23 protein-coding genes are annotated in these 20122 nt (G+C 68.8%); 3 read left to right on the top strand and 20 right to left on the bottom strand.

What is annotated here, in order from left to right:
• Nucleotides 1–4 precede the first annotated feature (4 nt).
• From ACV229_RS05475 to ACV229_RS05400, 16 genes are all read right to left on the bottom strand, one after another.
• A complete protein-coding gene (locus tag ACV229_RS05475; RefSeq protein WP_448082102.1) occupies nt 5–778 on the bottom strand; it encodes a fimbrial biogenesis chaperone in 774 nt (257 codons plus the stop codon).
• A gap of 129 nt (nt 779–907) precedes the next feature.
• Nucleotides 908–1450: a fimbrial protein gene (locus tag ACV229_RS05470; protein ID WP_448082101.1), complete on the bottom strand. Its 543-nt coding sequence runs from the start codon at nt 1448–1450 to the stop codon at nt 908–910.
• A 220-nt stretch (nt 1451–1670) separates the two neighbouring features.
• The gene (locus tag ACV229_RS05465; RefSeq protein ID WP_448082100.1) at nt 1671–1907 is read right to left on the bottom strand and encodes a hypothetical protein; all 237 of its coding nucleotides are present in this window, start codon (nt 1905–1907) and stop codon (nt 1671–1673) included.
• A gap of 126 nt (nt 1908–2033) precedes the next feature.
• Complete coding sequence (locus ACV229_RS05460) at nt 2034–2345, bottom strand: hypothetical protein (RefSeq protein WP_448082099.1); 312 nt, start codon at nt 2343–2345, stop codon at nt 2034–2036.
• A gap of 99 nt (nt 2346–2444) precedes the next feature.
• Nucleotides 2445–4586: a peptidase domain-containing ABC transporter gene (locus ACV229_RS05455; protein ID WP_448082098.1), complete on the bottom strand. Its 2142-nt coding sequence runs from the start codon at nt 4584–4586 to the stop codon at nt 2445–2447.
• A gap of 49 nt (nt 4587–4635) precedes the next feature.
• Nucleotides 4636–5895: an HlyD family secretion protein gene (locus tag ACV229_RS05450; RefSeq protein WP_448082097.1), complete on the bottom strand. Its 1260-nt coding sequence runs from the start codon at nt 5893–5895 to the stop codon at nt 4636–4638.
• A gap of 48 nt (nt 5896–5943) precedes the next feature.
• Complete coding sequence (locus tag ACV229_RS05445; protein WP_448082096.1) at nt 5944–7275, bottom strand: TolC family outer membrane protein; 1332 nt, start codon at nt 7273–7275, stop codon at nt 5944–5946.
• A gap of 247 nt (nt 7276–7522) precedes the next feature.
• Complete coding sequence (fliR, locus tag ACV229_RS05440; RefSeq protein ID WP_448082095.1) at nt 7523–8305, bottom strand: flagellar biosynthetic protein FliR; 783 nt, start codon at nt 8303–8305, stop codon at nt 7523–7525.
• 26 nt (nt 8306–8331) lie between these two features.
• On the bottom strand, nt 8332–8604 hold the full coding sequence (gene fliQ, locus ACV229_RS05435) for a flagellar biosynthesis protein FliQ (RefSeq protein WP_448079602.1): 273 nt from the start codon (nt 8602–8604) through the stop codon (nt 8332–8334).
• A gap of 16 nt (nt 8605–8620) precedes the next feature.
• On the bottom strand, nt 8621–9382 hold the full coding sequence (gene fliP, locus ACV229_RS05430) for a flagellar type III secretion system pore protein FliP (protein WP_448082094.1): 762 nt from the start codon (nt 9380–9382) through the stop codon (nt 8621–8623).
• A gap of 144 nt (nt 9383–9526) precedes the next feature.
• The gene (gene fliO, locus ACV229_RS05425) at nt 9527–10138 is read right to left on the bottom strand and encodes a flagellar biosynthetic protein FliO (RefSeq protein WP_448082093.1); all 612 of its coding nucleotides are present in this window, start codon (nt 10136–10138) and stop codon (nt 9527–9529) included.
• Entirely contained in the window at nt 10135–10608 is a 474-nt protein-coding gene (gene fliN / locus ACV229_RS05420; protein WP_448082092.1) for a flagellar motor switch protein FliN, read from the bottom strand. Before fliN ends, fliO begins: the two co-directional genes overlap by 4 nt.
• On the bottom strand, nt 10601–11599 hold the full coding sequence (gene fliM, locus ACV229_RS05415; RefSeq protein WP_448082091.1) for a flagellar motor switch protein FliM: 999 nt from the start codon (nt 11597–11599) through the stop codon (nt 10601–10603). Before fliM ends, fliN begins: the two co-directional genes overlap by 8 nt.
• A 22-nt stretch (nt 11600–11621) precedes the next feature.
• The gene (gene fliL, locus ACV229_RS05410; protein ID WP_448082090.1) at nt 11622–12158 is read right to left on the bottom strand and encodes a flagellar basal body-associated protein FliL; all 537 of its coding nucleotides are present in this window, start codon (nt 12156–12158) and stop codon (nt 11622–11624) included.
• A gap of 299 nt (nt 12159–12457) precedes the next feature.
• On the bottom strand, nt 12458–13180 hold the full coding sequence (locus ACV229_RS05405) for an LrgB family protein (RefSeq protein ID WP_448082089.1): 723 nt from the start codon (nt 13178–13180) through the stop codon (nt 12458–12460).
• 26 nt (nt 13181–13206) lie between these two features.
• Nucleotides 13207–13674, bottom strand: coding sequence for a CidA/LrgA family protein (locus ACV229_RS05400; protein WP_448082088.1), 468 nt, complete (start codon nt 13672–13674; stop codon nt 13207–13209).
• A gap of 136 nt (nt 13675–13810) precedes the next feature.
• Here ACV229_RS05400 and ACV229_RS05395 point away from each other — a divergent pair, with 136 nt between their 5' ends.
• Entirely contained in the window at nt 13811–14737 is a 927-nt protein-coding gene (locus tag ACV229_RS05395) for a LysR substrate-binding domain-containing protein (RefSeq protein ID WP_448082087.1), read from the top strand.
• A 19-nt stretch (nt 14738–14756) separates the two neighbouring features.
• Here ACV229_RS05395 and ACV229_RS05390 read toward each other — a convergent pair whose 3' ends face one another.
• The 4 genes from ACV229_RS05390 to ACV229_RS05375 form a co-directional block, all read right to left on the bottom strand.
• Nucleotides 14757–15143: a type II toxin-antitoxin system VapC family toxin gene (locus ACV229_RS05390; protein WP_448082086.1), complete on the bottom strand. Its 387-nt coding sequence runs from the start codon at nt 15141–15143 to the stop codon at nt 14757–14759.
• On the bottom strand, nt 15140–15388 hold the full coding sequence (locus ACV229_RS05385) for a type II toxin-antitoxin system Phd/YefM family antitoxin (protein WP_060364783.1): 249 nt from the start codon (nt 15386–15388) through the stop codon (nt 15140–15142). Before ACV229_RS05385 ends, ACV229_RS05390 begins: the two co-directional genes overlap by 4 nt.
• A gap of 115 nt (nt 15389–15503) precedes the next feature.
• Complete coding sequence (locus tag ACV229_RS05380) at nt 15504–17075, bottom strand: DHA2 family efflux MFS transporter permease subunit (RefSeq protein WP_448082085.1); 1572 nt, start codon at nt 17073–17075, stop codon at nt 15504–15506.
• Between the two features lie 181 nt (nt 17076–17256).
• Nucleotides 17257–17745, bottom strand: coding sequence for a MarR family winged helix-turn-helix transcriptional regulator (locus ACV229_RS05375; RefSeq protein ID WP_448082084.1), 489 nt, complete (start codon nt 17743–17745; stop codon nt 17257–17259).
• Nucleotides 17746–17920: 175 nt separating this feature from the next.
• Between ACV229_RS05375 and ACV229_RS05370 the strand changes: the two genes are divergently transcribed.
• Together ACV229_RS05370 and ACV229_RS05365 are read left to right on the top strand one after the other, a co-directional pair.
• Nucleotides 17921–18205, top strand: a complete 285-nt coding sequence (locus ACV229_RS05370) for a multidrug ABC transporter ATPase (protein WP_448082083.1) — start codon at nt 17921–17923, stop codon at nt 18203–18205.
• 340 nt (nt 18206–18545) lie between these two features.
• Nucleotides 18546–20114: an efflux transporter outer membrane subunit gene (locus ACV229_RS05365; RefSeq protein ID WP_448082082.1), complete on the top strand. Its 1569-nt coding sequence runs from the start codon at nt 18546–18548 to the stop codon at nt 20112–20114.
• Nucleotides 20115–20122 lie beyond the last annotated feature (8 nt).

Genomic DNA, 20122 nt, shown 5'->3' with positions numbered 1-20122 from the left:
CTAATCAAGGCGCGGCCTCGAGCACCGCCGGCCACTTCACGTCGGTGCCGAAGTCGTTGATCGTCGAGTAGTCGAGCTTCGTGCCGGCCGGGAGGCTCGGCAGCGGCAAGTTCAGCGCAAACGGATGGTCGGCAGCGGGGGCGATCATCGCGCCGTCGTCGATCGTGTACGTGCGGCCGTCGTGCACGACCTGTGCCGACAGCACGGTGACGTTGAACGGCGACGGATTGGTCGCCCGCAACACGTGGCCTTTGCTGCCGTCCGGCGCGGGCGCGAGCGACCATTTCACGCGTTTGGCCGCGTCGACCGCCCCATCCGCGTCGAGGCCGGCCGGCCGGAAGAACACCTTGATTCGCGACCGGAACGCGAGCTGCAGCATCGTCGTCGTCGACTGATCGGCGGCTTTCGGCGGAATGTCGAGTACGTTCAGCCAGAACACCGATTCGCGGTCTTGCGGCAGCGGATCGCCGGTATAGACGATGCGCAAGGTCTGTCCCTTGCCCGGATCGACACGAAAGATCGGCGGCATCAGCACGAACGGAACCTTGGCCGTGCCCGGGCGCGAGCGCGGGTCGCCGTCGTCGAGCCACGCCTGCACGAGCGCCGGAGCCGTGCCGACGTTGTCGATCTTGGCGGTGATCTCCCGGTCGCCGGCCGGATAGACGAGACGCGTGCCGGAAATGATCACGCCCGCGATGCCAGGTTGTACGGTGCAGGCCAGCACGACGCATGCGCAGATCGGCAAGCGGCGGAAGAGAAACGAGAGGAGCGAGCGCATCGTTCGATGAGGAGGAGGGGGAAGGTCATGCGACGGGACGCTTCCCCGGAATGGCGGTACCGCAGGCCGGAATGACCCGCGTCGCGCGAGTCGTCGATGCCGGCCATGCGAGACGGCCGGCATGACGCGTTACAGATAGTCGATCGAATACGTGACCGACGTGCTTACGCTGCCTGCAGTGGCCGCGCCGAGCGAGTAGTACTGCGCGCTGTAGATCATCGTGGCCGCATTGCCGACGAGGTCGACCGGACGGCCGTTGCGCTGGCTGACGTCACCGGCCATCAGCGCCTTGCGGTCCAGGTCGAGAAGCTGCACGGCGACGTTGGTCGCGGCGTTGGTCAGCGCGCGGTTGTAAAGCGTTCCGTCAACGCCGTTGACGTTCGGGCCGGCCTCGAAGAACGCGCGCACCGATTTGCCCGCGTTCGTGCAGTTGCTGAGCGCGATGGTGAAGTTCGTCGCGCCCGTTACCGCGCCCTTCGACGCCAGCGAAGCAGCACCCACGCTCGGCAGCTGGACCGTACCGTCCTTGTCGCCATTGTTGACCTTGATCGTGCAGCTCGCCCCGCTCAGCGAACCCGTGATGCTCACGGTGCCGTCGTAGGCGTGTGCCGCGAGCGGCATGAACGACATCGCTGACGCTGCCGCGGAGGCCAACAGAATTTTCTTCATCATGATCTGGTATCCCTATTGATCGCTCAAATTTCCCACCGGGCGCGCGAGCGCGCCGGGCGGGATAAAGTTATCTTGTCCGTATCAGCTCCGACTATCGCAATCCATCCAAAAACGGCGCCCGTTGGCGATGCAGGCCGCGGGGCCGGGTGGCGTGTCGAAGCGCCCGATGCAATCGGGACGCCTGTCGTATGGAGGACGAATCGTCAGGCCGAACGCGTGCCTATCGGCGCGCCGTGGCGGCGATCGCAGCAACGACCGACGCAGTCGCTGCAGCCGCGAGCGCGACGCCGGCCGCGAAGACGACCTTGCCCAGCGTCTCGACGGCGCCCGTTTGGGTGTTGTCCGAAGGAAACGGATTGACCCAGGGTTCGCGCGGCTCGGCCGGCTTGAACAGGCTGTTGATCCAGCCGACGATGCCGCTGGACGACCGTCCGCCCGAAACGGTCGCGAGTTCCATCTTGCTGATTTCACGCATGATTCACCTTCTGTCGAAATTGGATTGCCATGGCCGGCATCACGTCGCGCATGCCGGCCCGTGCCATGACGGCAGCAGGCGCCGCCGGAACGGCGCTCCCGCCTTGCGTCACTTCGGTGCCGGCAGGTTCGGGTCGAACAGGCCTTCCATCACGCGGTTGAAGACCCGGAGCGTCTGCTGTGCACCGTTGATCAAGCCGTAGATCTTGCCGCCGACCAGGCCCAGTCCGGCGCCGACGATCAGGCCGACACCGGCGCTGAGGATGCCTGCGCCCAGGATCCCGCCCGTGCTGCCGCCCGTCGCGGCGCCCTTGAAGCCGCCGGAAACCAGGCCGGCAACGCCGCCCAGCACCGCCGCCCCCAGGTTGCCGAACAGGCCGCCGCTTACTTCATTCAATTCCATCGTGGTCAACTCGCGCATTTGAAGTTCTCCTGACAGTTGCGCTTTGCCGATCGTGAAGGCCGGATCGGCATCGGCCTCCCGTCGCGCAACGCGCGACGGGCACTCCGCTTGGCGGCGCTAGGCGGCCGCCGGATCGAACGGCGCGTCGGCGCCCATTTCGCGCGCGCTGCCGTGTGCAAGCTCGACGACGCGATCCGCGCTGCGGATCGTCTCGGGCCGGTGCGCGATGATGATCCGCGTGATGTTCATCGCGCGCACCGCGTCGTTGATCAGCCGCTCGCGTTCGACGTCGAGATGGCTGGTCGCCTCGTCGAGCACGAGAATCGCGGGCTTCCGGTAGAACGCGCGTGCGAGCAGCACGCGCTGGCACTGGCCGCCCGACAGCGACGAACCCATGTCGCCGACGAGGCTCTGGTAGCCCATCGGCATCGCCGCGATGTCGTCGTGGATCTGCGCGAGCCGCGCGGCTTCCTCGATGCGCGCCTGGTCGGGCTGCGGATCGAAGAAGCCGATGTTGTCGGCGATCGAGCCCGCGAACAGGATGTCGTCCTGCATCACGCAGCCGATCAGCTCGCGGTGCTGATGCAGCCCGAGCTTGCGGATGTCGACGCCATCGACGCGCACGCTGCCGTGCTCGGGTGTCAGCAGGCCGAGCAGCACCTTGGCCATCGTGGTCTTGCCCTGGCCCGACGGCCCGACGAGCGCGACCGATTCGCCCGGCGCGATCGAGAACGAGCAGCCGTCGAGCACCCACGGTTCGGTCTCCGCGTAGCGAAAGCGCACGTCGCGCACGTCGATCGCGGGCGCCGCCGCGTGGCCGCCTGCCGCCGGCGCGCGCGCGGCCTTCGCTTCCATGTCGGATTCGGCGTCGGTGAGCACGATGTCGGCGAGCCGCTCGCCGTGCAGCCGCAGCATCCGGAAATCGATCACCGTGCCGATCAGGCCCGCGCCGCGCGCCATGAACTGATCGGCAAAGCTGACGAACGCGACCAGCATCCCCGCCGAGAACTGTCCGTCGAGCACCTGTTTCGCGGCCAGCCACACGAGCGCCACGCGGCCCGCGCCGGAGATCACGCCCTGCAGCGTCGAGAAGCCGATCGACAGCCGCTGGATCGCGACGTTCTTGTTGGTCGTCTCGACAACGGCATTCGCATAGGTCGCGACGCGCGCCTCCTGCTTGTTCGCGAGCTTGATCGCCTGCACGCCGCGGATCGACTCGAGCAGGTTCGATTCCGCGCGGGCCGCGTACACGATGTGTTCCTCGTTCGCCTGCCGGAACGGCCGGTAGGCGAGCCAGCGGATCGCGCCGTACGCGGCGAACAGCCCGAGCACGAGCCACGTGAGCGTCGGGCTGTAGACGAACAGCATCGCGAGCGTGACGATCGCCATCGCGCCGTCGAGCAGCGCGCCGATGAATTGCGTCGTAAGCGTGGACTGGATCGTGCCGATCGCGCCGAACCGCGACACGACGTCGCCGATGTGGCGCTGTTCGAAGTACGTCATCGGCAGCCTGAACAGGTGCGAGCAGACGTTCGCCGTCCATTGCACGCCGAGCAGGCTCGAGAACCACGTGACGACCCACGAGCGCAGCGCCGTGACCGCGTTCTGGAACAGCACGACGAGCAGGAACCCGATGCCGAGCAGCGTCAGCAGGTCGGCGTCGGCCGACACGAGCACCTGGTCCATCACCCACTGCATGTAGAACGGCGTGACGATGCCGAACACTTCGAGCGCGACCGACAGCAGCAGCACCTGCGCGAACGCCGCGCGGATGCCCGTGACGCCGCCGATGAGCTTCGCCATCGAGATCGATTCGCGCTCGCGCGAGCGCGTGAACGACGGCGACGGCATCAGCTCCAGCGCGACGCCCGTGAAGTGGTCGGACACCTCGGCAAGCGGCACGTCGCGCACGCCGCGCGCGGGATCGTGGATCGTGATCCCGCTGCGCGACACTGACTTCAGCACGACGAAGTGATTCATGTCCCAATGCAGGATGCACGGGCGCCGCAGCTTGCCGAGCTCGTCGAGGTCGAGCCGCAGCGCGCGCGACGCGAGGCCGAGCCGGTAGGACATCAGCATCACGTCGTTGAGCGTCGCCCCTTTCAGCGACGGGCTGAAGCGCCGGCGCAGCGCGACCAGGTCGAGCTCGCGGCCGTGATAGCTCGCGATCATGCCGACGCACGCGAGCCCACACTCGGCCGCCTGCGTCTGCAGCATCACGGGCAGGCGGCGGCGCCAGCCGAATTGCAGGGCATCCATCCATTTCATCGTTCAACGGGCTCCATGACGAATCGAACGCGCGGGGCGCTCATGCCGACGCGCGGCGGCCGAGCGCGTACAGCGGCTCGAGCACCCACTCGATCAGCCGGCGCTTGTCGATCAGCACGTCGGCCTCGAGCGCCATCCCGGGGCGCAGCGCTTCGCGCCGGCCGTACGCGGCGATGTCCTGGCGATCGAGCGCGACGACCACGCGATAGAGCTGCTCGGGCACGTTGGTCCGCCCGGTGAGGTTCGCGACCTCCTGAGGCGACAGCGCGGTGCGCGACACGTCGGTTACGCGGCCGAACTGCTGGCCGAATTTCTGGAACGGGTAGGCCTCGTAGCGCAGCACGACGCGCGCGCCCGTCCGCACGAAGCCGATCGCACGGCTCGGCACCATCAGTTGCGCCTCGAGCTGCGCGCCTTGCGGCAGCAGCGACGCGACCGACTGACCCGCGTTGACGACCTGCCCGGGCTTCGCGAGCAACGCCGCGACGACGCTCGCCTGCGGCGCGCGCAGGATCACCGCGCGGCGCGCCTCGTTTTCGGCGATCGACTGGTCGACGTCGGCGAGCTTGCGTTCGATGTCGTTCTGCTGGTTGCGCGTGTTGAGCGGCAACTCGCGCAGCTGCTGGCGGATCTGGTCGAGTTGCTGCTCGACGTCGAGCCGCTGGCGCGCGAGATCCTGCAGCCGCGCCTGCGCATCGAGCAGCGCGGCTTCCTGCTGCTCCACCTGGCTGTTCGACGCGTAACCCTCCTCGCGCATCGACTGCAGCTTGCCGAGCTGCCGCTGCGCGAGTTCCGCCTGGCGCGTGCGCTGCGTCCTTTGCAGTGCGATCTGCGCGAGCTGGTCGTTCAGCGCCGCGGCGCGCGCATGCAGCCCGCGCTTCGCCTCGCCGCTCAGTTGCGACTGGCTCGCGAGATCGGTCTCGAGGCGCGCGCGCTGAAGATCGAGCTGCTCGCGCACCCGCTCGCGCGTGCCGCCGAGCTCGGTCGCGACTTCGGCCGACACGGCCATCAGCTCGGCGCCGGCCGCAACCGTCTGCCCCTCGCGCACCCGCGTGTCGATCACCGTGCCCATCAGCGGCGGCGTGACGGCCAGCAGCCCTTTCGCGGGCAGCAACTGGCCGGCGACGCGCTCGCGCTTCGTATAGGTGCCGAGCACGAAGAACGCGACGATCGCAAGGGCCGCTGCCGTCGCGACGCCGATCGTCAGCCAGCGCCACGGCGGCGAATACAGGCTGACCGTCCCCAACAGCTTGTGCTTGGTTGCGTCGAGCGCTTCCTGACGGAACAGCGAATCAGTCATGGGTCGCTACCGGTCGAATCGAATGGAGGGAAACGGAATCACGCATGGTCAACCCGCCGGGCGGCATGCAATCGTCGCGACGTCCGCTTCGCCGAGCGTGCCGAGCGCGGCCGACAGCTGCAGCCGCGCGCGCAGAAAGCGATAGCGCGCGTCAGCGAGATCGCGGATCGCCTCGAAGTAGCGCTGCTGCGCGTTGAGTTCGTCGATCTGCGTGCGCAGCCCGACCTCGCGGCCCAGATGCGTCGACTTCACCTTGCTGTCGGCCGATGCGAGCGCACGCTCGCGCGCGCGCATCAGCGCGGCGCCGTTCGTGATGCCGAGATAGGCGGTGCGCGCGCGCTCGCGTGCCTTGCGGCGTGCGTCCTCAAGCAGGTCCCGCGACTGTTCGCGCCGGCGATACGCGTCGCGCGCCGTCGATAGCTGGCCGCCGCCCGCGAACAGCGGAATCGTGACCGTCACGCCAATCACCGACGAACGGGTCTTCGACGTCGTGCCGAACAGCGAATCGAGCCCGTTTTCGTCGGCGCCGCGGCTCCAGTTCGTGCCGTAGCTCGCCTGCAGGTTGACGACCGGCAGGTTCGCGCCGGCCGCGGCGACGATGTCGGCCTGTGCCTGCGCGGCCTGCTGCTCGGCGATGCGCACCTCGACGTTCTCGCGCGCGGCTTCGTCCATCGCGGTCGCGAGATCGACGGGCGGCGCCTGCGGCGTGCACTGCCATGCGACCGGCGCGAGCGTGTCGGCCGCGAGGCCCGTGAGCCGCCGCAGCGTGCCGCTTGCGATCTCGAGATCGTTCTGCGCGCTGACCTTGCGCGCGAGCGCGTCGTCGAGGTTCGCGCGCGCCTCGTCGACGTCGGTGCGCGTGCCGTCGCCGATCCGCAGCGCCGCCTGCGCCTGGTCGAGCTGCCGCTGGAACGCCTGCCGCGCGGATTCGGCGGCCTGCAGCACTTCGCCGCCATACAGCACGTCGAAGTACGCGTCCGACACGTCCGCGATCAGCGTCTGCCGCGCCTTCTCGAATTCGACGTCCGCCTGGTCGGCAAGCGCACTGCCGCGCCGGAAATCGGCGATTCGCGACAGGTCGAAGATCGGCTGCGTGACGCTGGCCGACACGCTGTGGCGGCGCACGGCGGCCGCGTACGACGCGGTCGGTTGATCCTGTTTCGTGTAGTTGCCGTCGATCTGCGCGCGCGGCAGCATGCCCGAGAGCCCCTGCCAGCGCTTCTCGCGGCCCGCGAGCCGCGCATTGCGCGCGGCCGCGATGCCGGCGTCGACCCGCCACGCGGCATCAACCGCGTCGAGCAGGTCCGCAGCGTGCGCCGGCCAACCGGCGCCGAGCGCCGCGAAAACGACCATCAGCCGGAACAATCGTATGGAAATCATCTGCCTGAACGCACCGCGGTCCGGCCTGGTGCGTGTCGCAACGGCCGTGTTGCCTCGAAAGCAGAAGATTGTTCAGCAACGGATAACGGCGGGATATCGCCGATCGTCCAAATTCGGCGGCGAGCGCCCGGCGTGCGCGCGACGCGAAGGGGCGGCCGCGCGGCGACACTGCGGCAGAGCGGATAAGCGCGCGGCGGTCGCGCGCGAGTGGGGCGGGCCGGGGAGCGCTAGAAAGAGCGGCGCCGCGTCAGCGCCAGCCGCTGGCGACCCGGCCCATCGCGTCGAGCCCGATGTCGAACAGCCGCCCGAAGAACGGCACCATGTTCGGCACCATCAGCTGCACGAGCAGCAGGCCGACCAGCATCGTGACCGGGAAGCCGACCTGGAAGATGCCGATCTGCGGCGCCGCGCGGTTCAGGATGCCGAGCGCGAGGTTTGCGATCAGCAGCGCCGCGACGACCGGCAGCGCGAGCAGCAGCCCCATCTGGAACACCGTCACGCCGAACGCGGCGAGCGTGCGCCAGCCGGGTGCGTGCAGCAGGTCGGCCGACACCGGCAGCGACTGGAACGACGCGGCGAGCGCGGCCAGCACCTGCAGGTGGCCGTCGAATGCGAGGAACGCGAGGATCGCGACCGCGTTCAGGAAGCGGCCCATCACCGGCGTCGCGCCGCTCGCGTGCGGATCGAAGAAGGTCGCGAAGCCGAGGCCCATCGACAGCCCGATCACGTCGCCGGCGGCCTCGACCGCGGCGAACACGACCTGCATCGCGAAACCCATCGCCGCGCCGATCAGGAACTGCGTGACGACGATCCAGATCCCCTGCGCGGAAAACACGGTGACGGCCGGCATCGCGCCGAGCGTCGGCGCGACGATCAGCGCCATGAACGCGGCGAGCCCGATCTTCACGCGGGCGGGCACCGACGCGTGGCCCGACACCGGCGCGGTCGCGACCAGCGCGAGCATCCGCACGAACGGCCACAGGAACGCCGTGAGCCATCCGTTGAGCTGCGCGTAGGTGACCGAGAACATCGCCGGAGTCGCGAAGCGCCCGCCGCTCAGCCCGCGCCGAGCGTCGCGACGTGCAGCAGGGTCTGCCGCAGGTAGTCGAGCATCGTCGTCAGCATCCACGGCCCGGCGATCACGAGCGTCGCGACGACCGCGAGCAGCTTCGGGATGAACGACAGCGTCGTTTCGTTGATCTGCGTCGCGGCCTGGAACAGGCTCACGACGAGGCCGACCGCGAGCGCGACCAGCAGCAGCGGCGCGGCGAGCAGCAGGCCGACCATCATCGCCTGGTGGGCGAGCGACATCACTTGTTCGGGGGTCATCGGATCCTCCGCGGAATCAGGTGAAGCTCTGCGCGAGCGAGCCGATCAGCAGCTGCCAGCCGTCGACGAGCACGAACAGCATCAGCTTGAACGGCAGCGACACGGTGGCCGGCGACACCATCATCATCCCCATCGACATCAGCACGCTCGCGACGACCATGTCGATGATCAGGAACGGGATGAAGATCGTGAAGCCGATCTGGAAGCCCGTCTTCAGCTCGCTCGTGACGAACGCGGGCACGAGCAGCGACAGCGGCACGTCTTCCGGGCCCTGCATCGGCGCGGCCTTCGAGATCTTCGCGAACAGCGCGAGATCGGTCTCGCGGGTCTGCTTCAGCATGAAGGTCTTGAACGGCGCGACGCCGCGCTGCACGGCCTGCTCCATCGGCACGCTGCCGTCGGAGAACGGCTTGTAGCCGTCGCTGTAGGCCTTGTCCAGCACCGGTGACATCACGAAGAAGGTGAGGAACATCGCGAGGCCGACGAGCACCTGGTTCGGCGGCGTCGACGTCGTGCCGAGCGCCTGCCGCAGCAGCGACAGCACGATGATGATGCGCGTGAAGCTCGTCATCATCAGCAGCATCGCCGGCAGGAACGACAGCATCGTGAGCAGCAGCATCGTCTGCACGCTCAGCGAGTAGGTCGTGCCGCCGTTCGGGCCGGGGGCCGCATTGAACGCGGGCAGGCCCGCCGCCTGTGCGCACGCGAGCGCGGGGACGAGGCCGAGGATCAGCGCGGGCGCGATGCGCGCCGCGTGGCGCAGGAAAACGTGTTTCATCGGAATGCGGTGAATGGAAGAGGGCGCGCCGGCCCGCGCGGGCCAACGCCGTCGCCGGTCACGGACGGTGCGAGGCAACTGGCCGCGACGCGTCCCGCAGCGGGACTTCCTTCGCGGCGAACGGGCCGACGGCGCGCCGGCATCTCAGCGGTCCTTGCCGCGCCCGAGGCGTTTCGCGGCCTCGCCCGCGAGGGCGTCGCGAAAGCGCGCCCCGAAGGAAGTGCCCGGGGGGTGCTGGCCGAACGTGCCGGGCAGCCCGCCGCCGGTGGATGGCGCGGACGCCGCGGACACGTCGCCCGGGGTGGCGGCACCGACGGCGGCGCTGCCGGCCGGCAGCGCATGCAGCAGCCGCACGTTGCCGGGCGCGACGCCGAGCACGAGCCACGTGTCGCCGATCTCGACGATCGTCGCGCTTTCCTTCGCGCCGACCGCGACGCTCGACACGACCTTCAGCGGGCCGCCGCGCCGCGCGGGCTGGAAGCCGAAACGGCGCGCGAGCCACGCGCAGCCGAACACGAGGCCGATCACGACCGCGAGCCCGACGAGCGTCTGCAGCACCGCGCCGAAGCCGAGCGACGGCGCGGCCGAGCCGACCACGACACCCGACGCGATCGCGTCCGCGTGATTCACCGCGTTCATGTCGGCGGCAACCGCCATGCCGGCGTGAAGCGACGCGGCGGCTAGTGCGGCGGCCAGCGCGACAGCCGCCGCTCGCCCCGAACGGAGCGGCCGCCGGCCCGGCATCGCGAATTTCATCGGTTCAGCTTCCGGATGCGTTCGGACGGCGTGATGATGTCCGTCAGGCGGATGCCGAACTTGTCGTTGACGACCACCACCTCGCCCTGCGCGATCAGGCAGCCGTTGACGAGCACGTCCATCGGCTCGCCGGCCATGCCGTCCAGCTCGACCACCGAGCCCTGCGCGAGCTGCAGCAGGTTGCGGATCGCGATCTTCGTGCGGCCGAGCTCCACGGTCATCTTGACCGGGATGTCGAGGATCATCTCGATGTCGTTGTGCGTCGAGTTCGCCGCGGCCTTCGACAGCGGCTGGAACACGCCGGCGCTCGTCGCGCCCGGCTGCACCGGCTGCTGGTTCTGCTCGGCGAGCGCGGCCGCCCAGTCGTCGATGCCGGGGTCGGCTTCGGCCTGCGTTGCGGCCGTTTCCGCCAACGCGGCGTCGGCAAGCGCCTGCGCGTCGAGTTCGGGCGTCGGGTTCAGCTCACTCATATCCACCTTCCTTCATCGTGTCGCCCGCGCTGATCATCTTCTGCACGCGCAACGCATATTGACCATTGAAAATCCCGTAACCGCATTCCATCACCGGCACGCCGTCGACCTTCGCGGTGATCGTGTCGCCGATCTCGAGCGGCAGCACGTCGCCCGCGCGCAGGTTGAGCAGCTTCTCGAACGTCGTCGGGACCTCGGCGAGATCCGCGGTCAGTTCGACCTCGGCCGCCTGCACCTGCTGCGACAGCACGCGCACCCAGCGGCGGTCGACTTCGAGCGCCTCGCCCTGGATCGGCGAGCTCAGCACGTCGCGGATCGGCTCGACCATCGAGTACGGCATGCAGATGTGCAGCGTGCCGCCCGTCGGCCCGAACTCGATCGAGAACTGCGTGACGATCACGATCTCGTTCGGCGTCGCGACGTTCGCGAACTGCGTGTGCATCTCCGAGCGCACGAACTCGAACTGCAGCGGCCGCACGCTCTTCCACGCGGTCGTGTAATGCTCGAACACGAGGTTCAGCAGCTTGCCGATGATGCGCTGCTCGGTCGCGGTGAAGTCGCGCCCCTCGACGCGCGTATGAAAGCGCCCGTCGCCGCCGAACAGGTTGTCGACGACGAAGAACACGAGGTTCGGGTCGAACACGAACAGCGACGTGCCGCGCAGCGGTTTCACGTGCACGAGGTTCAGGTTCGTCGGGATCGGCAGGTTGCGGGTGAACTCGCTGTACTTCTGCACCTTCACCTGGCTCACGGAGATTTCCGCCGTGCGCCGCATGAAGTTGAAGATGCCGATCCTGAGCAGGCGCGCGAAGCGGTCGTTGATGATCTCGAGGCCGGGCATCCGGCCGCGGACGATCCGCTCCTGCGTCGCGAGGTTGTAAGGGCGGACGCCCGACGTGTCGCGCTGCTCGTCGATCGCGTCGGCTTCGCCCGTGACGCCCTTGAGGAGGGCATCGACCTCCTCCTGGGACATGAATTCTTCGTGGCCCATGCGCGCTCCTTTCGCGGCCGCGTTACTGGACGACGAAGTCGGTAAACAGCACGTCGTCGACCTTCGCGCGCTGGTTGCCCGGCTGGGTCGGCTGCTCGATCAGGTCCTTCAGCTCGTTGGCGACCGCGCGTTTGCCGTCGGGCGTCGCGAGCTCCTCGGGATGCTTGTTCGACAGCGCGAGCAGGATCCGGCTGCGGATTTCCGGCATCCGCGCGGTCAGCTGCTCCTGCGCCTTCGGGTCGGTGAGCTTCAGCGACAGGCCGACGCGCAGGTAGTGCTGGACGCCGTCGTCCGACTGCAGGTTCACGGTGAGCACCTCGAGCGGGAAGAACACCGGCGCGGCGAGCGGCGCCGGCTCGCTGCTGGCGGCCGCGTGGCCGACGCCTTCCTTGCTCAGGAACACGTACATGCCGCCCGCGGCGGCAGCCGCCGCGCCGAGTGCGATGACGGCAATGAGCGCGATGCGCTTCAGCTTGCCGGACGAGGCCGGTTTGTCGGCGGGCGGATTTGCGGTCGTGGAGGCCATGTGAATGCGTGCGTGATGTCTCGTAGCATGCATTGTTCGGCATCCGGCCCGACACCGATGGGCGGAAAAGAGGGGGGATTTGCGGCTATCTCAGCCGATTGTCGGGTGGGTGGAGGCGGGATGAAGGGAACGGGGTGCGCGGGGCGGCCCGCAGGAGGCGGAATCGGGGTGGTCCGGGGAGCGGGCTGGCGTGGCCCGGGGTCTCGGCCGGCGCCGCGGCGAACGCATCGCTCCCGGGCACCGCGGCCGCGGCGAGCGTACGGTCTGCACGCCAAGCGCCCCGACGCGGACGCCAGCCGTGGCGCGCACCGTTCGCACGCGCCGGTTGCCGCTCAGATCGGCAGCAGCGTCAGCAGCGGAGCAAGCAGCACCATCGCGACGCCCGCGATCATCATCGTGAGGCTCGACACGACGCCTTCCTCGCTGCCGATCTCGCGCGCCTTCGCGGTGCCGACGCCGTGCGCGGCCGCGCCGAACAGCGCGCCCCGCGCGAGCCGCGTGCGCAGCGGCACGAGTGCAAGCACGATCTCGCCGAGCAGCATCCCGCAGATGCCGGTCGCGATCACGAACAGCGCGGTCAGGTCCTTCGGCGCGTGGATCTTGTCGGAGACCGCCAGCGCGAACGGCGTGGACACCGAACGCGTCATCAGCGAACGCTGCAGCTCCGGCGACAGGTGCAGCAGCTTCGCGAGCAGCAGAGAGCCGCAGACCCCGGCGGCAATCCCGACCGCGACGCCGACCGACAGCGACAGCCAGTGCCGGCGGATCAGGTCGCGGTAATCGTAGATCGGCACCGCGAACGCGATCGTCGCCGGGCCGAGCAGCCACATCAGCCAGCGCGTGTCGCGGAAGTACACCGAATACGGGATGCCCGTCAGCGCGACGAGCGCGACCAGCACGCCGGGCACGAACACGAGCGGCGAGAACAGCAGCGTCTTCTTGTACGCGTAGAGCCGCTTCGACGCGAAATACAGCGCGACCGTCAGCACGAAGCAGCCGACGGAGATCGCGGCATTCACCTGATCGGCAGACAGGTTCGACAGCGGGGCAAACATGACGGACTCCAGGGAGGCGGTTCCGCTCAGCCGCGCACGCGGCGGCGTTCGGCGACCACGCGCTGCACGGCGACGCGGCGCTCGAGCTTCGCGGCCAGGTCGACGGCGACGGCCACCGCGACCATCACGAACGCGGTGCCCGCGACGACGACGAGCGCGAGCCGCCAGCCGTCCTCGCGGAACAGCCCGCCGTACTGGACGGCGGCGACCGCCGCCGGCACGAAGAACAGCAGCATGTCGGACAGCAGCCAGTTCGCGCCGTCCTTCACCCACGCAGGCGCGACGCCGCCGGAAAACAGCAGCACGAGCAGCACCGCGAGGCCGATCACGCCGGACGGGATTGGCAGCCCGACCGCGCGCACGGCCCAGTCGACGGCCATCCACAGCGCGCCGAGCGCGGCGGCCTGCAGCGCGATCCGTCCGGTGTGCGCGACACCGGTCGGGACGGCAGGGACGGCGGGCCGGGCGGCGGCAACGGCGATCGACTTGTTCATGGCGGGCTCCCATACAGATATTTCTTCAATGGCGCAAGTATAGAATTCCCTCATCCATAAATAAAATGACTTGTCTCTATCCTTGTCATTCCATATCGGAATTCACTGACCGTTGCACCAATTTGGGGAGGCGTCGATGGAATTGCGCGCGCTGCGGTATTTCGTCGAGGTGGTCCGCCAGCAGAGCTTCACCGCGGCGGCCGACCGGCTGTTCGTGACCCAGCCGACCATCAGCAAGATGGTGAAGGCGCTCGAGGACGAGATCGGTTCGCCGCTGTTGCTGCGCGACGGCCGGCAGATGGTGCTGACCGACGCGGGGCGGATCGTGTTCCAGCGCGGGCAGGAGGTGCTCGCCGCGCAGGCGCAGCTGCAGTCGGAGCTGAACGACCTCGGCACGCTCGGCCGCGGCGAGCTGACGATCGGCATCCCGCCGCTCGGCGGGTCGCTGTTCACGCCGATCATCGCCGCGTACAAGCAGCGCTATCCGAACATCGAGCTGAAGCTGTTCGAGCAGGGCGCGCGGATGATCGAGGCGGCGTTGACGTCGGGCGAGCTGGAGCTCGGCGGATTGCTGGAGCCCGTCGATCCCGCCGTGTTCGACCGGCTGCCGATGGTGCGCGCGCCGCTGTGGCTCGTCGCGCCGCGCGAGTCGCGCTGGGAGGACCATACGGCCGTGCCGCTCGCGGACCTCGCGCGCGAGTCGTTCGTGTTCTACGCGGAGAGCCTCGCGCTGCACGACGCGGTGCTCGACGCATGCCGCCAGGTCGGCTTCACGCCGTCGATCGTGAGCCGCAGCGGCCACTGGGATTTCATGGCCGCGCTCGTGCACGCGGGCGTGGGCATCGCGCTGCTGCCCGAGCCGTACTGCCGGCGCCTGGACGCAGGGCAGTTCACGTGCCGGCCGATCGTCGAGCCGGAAATCACGTGGGCGATCGCGCTCGGGTGGCTGAAGAAGGGCTACCTGTCGCACGCGGCGCGCGCGTGGCTCGAGGTCGCGCGCGCGACGCTGCCGATCGCGCCCGGCGACGATCTCGCGTTCGGCGGGTTGCGGGCGAGGGAGTGACGTCGAGCGCGGCGCGCGATCAGACGTGCTGGATGGGGCCCGGATATTGGGCGACGGTACGGTCGTGTGTGACCAGCGTGACCCCTTCCGAAATCGCCTGCGCGATCAGCAGGCGATCGAACGGGTCGCGATGAACCAGCGGCAACTGCTCGACCGCGAGGACGTGTGTGCTCGTGATCGGCAGCTCCACGTAGCCGGCGTCGAGCAGATTGCGTCGAAGCACATGCGGCTCGACCTGGAAATCATCTCGATCCAGCCCACGCTTGATGACGATCTCCCAGAGACTCGCCACGCTGAAGAGCGGGGTATGGGCGGAATCCTCGATGAGCGCGCGGGCGCGGCTTGGCAGTTCCGCCGCATCGGCGGCGGCCCAGAGGATCAAATGGGTGTCGAGCAGCAGTTTCACGCGTCGCCCTCGAACAGTTTCCGGATGTCGTCCCCGCCCATCGAGTCGAAATCGTCCGGAACGCGGATCTGCCCCTTCATGAAGCCGATCCGGCTCGGCGGAGCCGGTTCCCGCGTATCGATCGGCACGACCTTGACGAGCGGCTTGCCGGCTTTAGCGATCACGAACGGTTCGCCGGCATGGACGGCTTCGTCGATCAGGCGCGACAGGTTCGTCTTCGCATCATGCATGTTGTAGGTCTGCATCGCATCCCTCCAATAAACTAAGTTTAAAAACCATTCAGACTTAGTTTAATTGAGCAATGCGAGCGGCGCAATCGTCCGAAAGACATAGGACACGCGCCGCTGCGCCATGCCGTCATCAATGCCCCATGGCCGGCCCCGCGCCCTTCCTCGGCTTGGTGATCCACACGAGCGCAGCAAGCGCGACGAACATGACCGCCGACAGGTAGAAGAAGTCGTTGGTCGCCATCATGAAGCCTTGCTGCGTGACGATCTGGTTGAGCTGCGCATTCGACATCTGGCCCGCGACACCGAGCTGCGCGAGCGCGCCCTGGTAGTCGACCGTGCTCTGCGCATAGACGCTCACCGATTCCGACAGCCGCGCATGGTGGTAGATCGCGTCGTTCTCCCAGAACGTCGAGCTGGCCGCGGTGCCGATCGCGCCGGACAGCGTGCGCAGGAAGTTCGACAGCCCGGACGCGCTCGCGAGCCGCTCGTCGGGGACGCTCGACAGCGTGATCGTCGTCATCGGCACGAAGAAGCACGCGACGCCGATCCCCTGCACGAGCCGCGGCAGGATCACGTGGTTGAACGGCACGTCGAGCGTGAACGTCGAGTTCCAGATCGACACGCCCGCGAACACGCAGAACGCGAAGCTCGCGACCATCCGCAGGTCGAGCCGGTGCATGTTGCGGCCGATCAGCGGCGACAGCACGAGCGCGAGCAGCCCGACCGGCGCGGTCGCGAGGCCGGCCTTGCCGGCCGTGTAGCCCATCACCGTCTGCAGCCACAGCGGGAAGATCACGACCGAGCCGAAGAACGCCATGAAGCCGAACGAGATGATCATCGCGCCGAGCGCGAAGTTGCGATCCCTGAAGAGCGTGAGGTCGACCACCGGCTCCTTCTCGGTCGCCTCCCACACGAGCATGAACGCGAGCGACACGACCGCGATCAGCGCGAGCGCGACGATGAAGCTCGAATTGAACCAGTCGCGGTCCTTGCCGAGGTCGAGCATCATCTGCAGGCACGACACGCCGATCACGAGCAGCGCGAGGCCGACCGCGTCGATCCGCTGCTTCGTCGTCTTCGTCTCGCGGCCGCGCAGCAGGAAGTACGCGCAGGTCGCCGAGAACACGCCGATCGGCAGGTTGATGTAGAAGATCCACGGCCACGTGTAGTTGTCGCTGATCCAGCCGCCCAGCAGCGGACCGAAGATCGGCGCGACGATCACCGTCATCGCCCATAGCCCGAGCGCGAGCCCGCGCTTCGCGGGCGGATAGCTGCGCATCAGGATCGTCTGCGACAGCGGCACCATCGGCCCCGACACGAGCCCCTGCAGCAGACGGAACGCGATCAGCGTCTCGAAGTTGGTCGCGAGGCCGCACAGCGCGGACGCGATCGTGAACGCGAGCACCGACAGCGTGAACAGGCGCACCTCGCCGACCCGCCGCGCGAGCCAGCCGGTAAGCGGCACCGCGATCGCGGAGGCGACCGAGTACGACGAGATCACCCACGTGCCTTCGCTCGTCGCGACGCCGAGACTGCCCGAAATCGTCGGCACGGCGACGTTCGCGATCGACGTGTCGAGCACTTCCATGAAGGTGCCGAGCGCGAGCCCGACGGTGAGCAGCGCGAGGGCGCCGCCGGTCAGCGGCGCCGGTTCGGCGGCGGGGGACGCGGGCGAGCCCGCGGAAGCCGTGGTGGCGGACATCGGAATCTCCTAGGTGCGGCGGCGCACACGACGCGCGCGCACGGCGTGCCGGATCGCGATGCAGCACGATCCGGCCTGGGGCAGCGGGGAACGCGGGAAGGTGGGCGTATGACGCGTCATCTTCTGCCCAGACAGATAAATAAGTGCATGTTTAACCTGAACATTGGCGGCTCGCACGGCATCAGCAGTCCGGCGCGCCGGACGACCCGCACGCGAGCGTGCCGGGGCTGTTCGCGATGAAGCGTTGCAGCAGGCCGGTGAGCATCGCGAGTTCGTCGGCCGAGAAGCCAGCGAGCTGCGCGTTCAGCGCGGTCGCGATCAGCGACGGCAGCGCGCGGGCGGCTTCGGCGCCGCGCTCGGTCAGCGACAGCTCGATCACGCGGCGGTCCTGCTCGCTGCGCGCGCGCGCGATGAAGCCCTTGCGTTCGAGACGGTCGAGCAGCCGCGTCATCGAGCCGCTGTCGTACGACATCTTGCGCGACAGCTCGAACGGCGTGCGCGCATAGCCGCGCGACAGCAGCATGATCACGCCGATCTGCTGCGCGGTCAGGTCGAGCGGCTCGAGCGCACGGTCCATCCGCTCGACGAGTGCCTGGCGTGCCTTCGTCAGGTAGTAGCCGAGACTCGTTTCCAGCTCGATGTTGTCGGGATCGTAGAGGCCGCCGTTCATTCGATTGCGCGCACAGCAACAGTGCTTTGACGGAAAAACGCGCCCAGTATCTTGAAAATTAATTGCATAGTCAATATTATTTCAGGCAACCAGTTACGACGTGCGACTTGCACTGCCGGAGACGATGTTCTGACCCGCTTTCGCCCGCGCTGCCGGGCACCCGAGGATGTTCGCGATGCTGTTCCTGAAAAATGCCGCCGGCGCCGTGCGCCGCACCCTGACCGATACCGCTCACCATGTGTTCTCCGGGCCGCACCGCGGCTGGAAGATCGCGCTGTACGTGACGATGCTGGTCGTGCCGGGCGGCTCGTTCGCGGCGCTCGGAATCGCGTGGTTCGATCAGCGGCGGCAGCGCAATGCGAAGGGCGCGCGGGGCAGCAAGCGCAGCGCAGCCGCGACGGAGCCGTCGTCATGGCGCCCGGCCGGCGCCGTCGAACCCGTGCCGGTGCGCTGCCACTGACGCACACCCGATCCTCCCCGCGCCTGAACGATACACGGCACAAGCGCCGCGCATCGGACGCATGGTTCGGACGCACGCATTGCCCCGCCGGCTGCCCGCCGCGCAACGTCATCGAGCGGCAGCGACCGCCGGTGGGCGACCATACCCGTCCTGTCTGCCGCAAGCGATCCGTAATGCCTGGTAAACCGGCGCCCCGCGCCGGTAACACATTCCCGACACCACGCACCGTACCCTAATGGGTGCGCGGCTTTCCCGCCGTCAGTTACCATTTGTCCGCCTGCGGCATCCCGGCCGCATCGCGCGCCCGTCCGCCGGACCGCGCCCAGACAGGAATCACGCCATGCCGTACGCCCCATCCCCGCGCGCCCGTCGCCCGCTCGCCGCCGCCGTCGCCTTCGCGACGGCCGTGCTGCTTGCCGGCTGCGCCGTCGGGCCCGACTATCATCGCCCGGACACGCCGATGCCCGCCGCGTTCAAGGAAGCGCCCGCCGGCTGGAAGGTCGCGCAGCCGGCCGATCATGCGGACCGCGGCGCGTGGTGGACCGTCTACGACGATCCGCAGCTGAATGCGCTGATCGACAAGCTCAACGCGTCGAACCAGACCATCGCGCAATCGGCGGCCGCGTACCGGCAGGCGCGCGCGCTCGTGACCGAGGCGCGCGCCGCGTATTTCCCGACCGTCGGCCTCACCGCGTCCGGGTCGCGCGCCCGCACGCCGCGCACGACGCTGTCGTCCGGCTCGTCGTCGAGCTTCGGCAGCGGCAGCTCCGGATCGATCAGCAACAGCTACAGCGTCGGCCTGGACGCATCGTGGGAGCCCGACCTGTGGGGCAAGGTGAGCCGCAACGTCAGCGCGCAGCGCGCGGGCCAGGCGGCGGCCGCCGCCGATCTCGCGAACGCGCGGCTGTCGCAGCAGGCGACGCTCGCGCAGACCTACTTCCAGCTCCGCGAGTCCGACGCGCTGCAAAAGCTGCTGGACGATACCGTCGCGTCGTACGTGCGCTCGCTGCAGCTCACGCAGAACCAGTATGCGCAGGGCGTCGCCGCGCGCGCGGACGTGATCCAGGCGCAGACGCAGCTGCAAAGCGCGCAGGCGGCTGCGATCGACAACGGCGTCGCGCGTGCGCAGTTCGAGCACGCGATCGCGACGCTGATCGGCGAGCCGGCGTCGACGTTTTCGCTGCCGCCGATGCCGCTCACCGCCGAACCGCCTGTCACGCCGGTCGACGTGCCGTCGACGCTGCTCGAGCGGCGGCCCGACATCGCGGCGGCCGAACGGCGCGCGGCGGCGGCCAACGAGCAGATCGGCGTCGCGATCTCGGCGTTCTTCCCGACGCTCACGCTGTCCGCGACGGGCGGCGTGGAGAGCTCGGTGTGGTCGCAGCTGTTCACGCTGCCGGCGCGCTTCTGGACGGTCGGCCCGCAGCTCGCGGCGACGCTGTTCGACGCCGGCCTGCGCGCCGCGCAGACCGATGCCGCGCGCGCGACCTACGACCAGGACGTCGCCGCGTACCGGCTCGCCGTGCTCACCGCATTCCAGGACGTCGAGGACAACCTCGCATCGCAGCGCATCCTCTCGCAGGAAATCGACGTGCAGCGGCAGGCAGTCGACAGCGCGGAGCACGCGCTCGCGATCGTCACGAACCAGTACAAGGCCGGCACGGTCGGCTACCTGAACGTGCTGGTCGCGCAGACGACTGCGTTCACCGCGCAGCAGAAGCTAGCGACGATCTCGGGGCAGCGCATGGTGTCGTCGGTCGGGCTCGTGAAGGCGCTCGGCGGCGGCTGGAACGTATCGCAGATGGCGCGCGAGACGGGCAGCGCGGCCGCGCCCGCGCCGGCGAGCGGGGCCTCGGCGGCTCCGGCCGGCGGCGCACCCGACACGGCGGCGCCGCTCGCGCAGAAGTGATGTGACGT

The sequence above is a fragment of the Burkholderia sp. MR1-5-21 genome (assembly GCF_053427715.1).
This window is presented reverse-complemented; position numbering and strand designations above follow the sequence as displayed.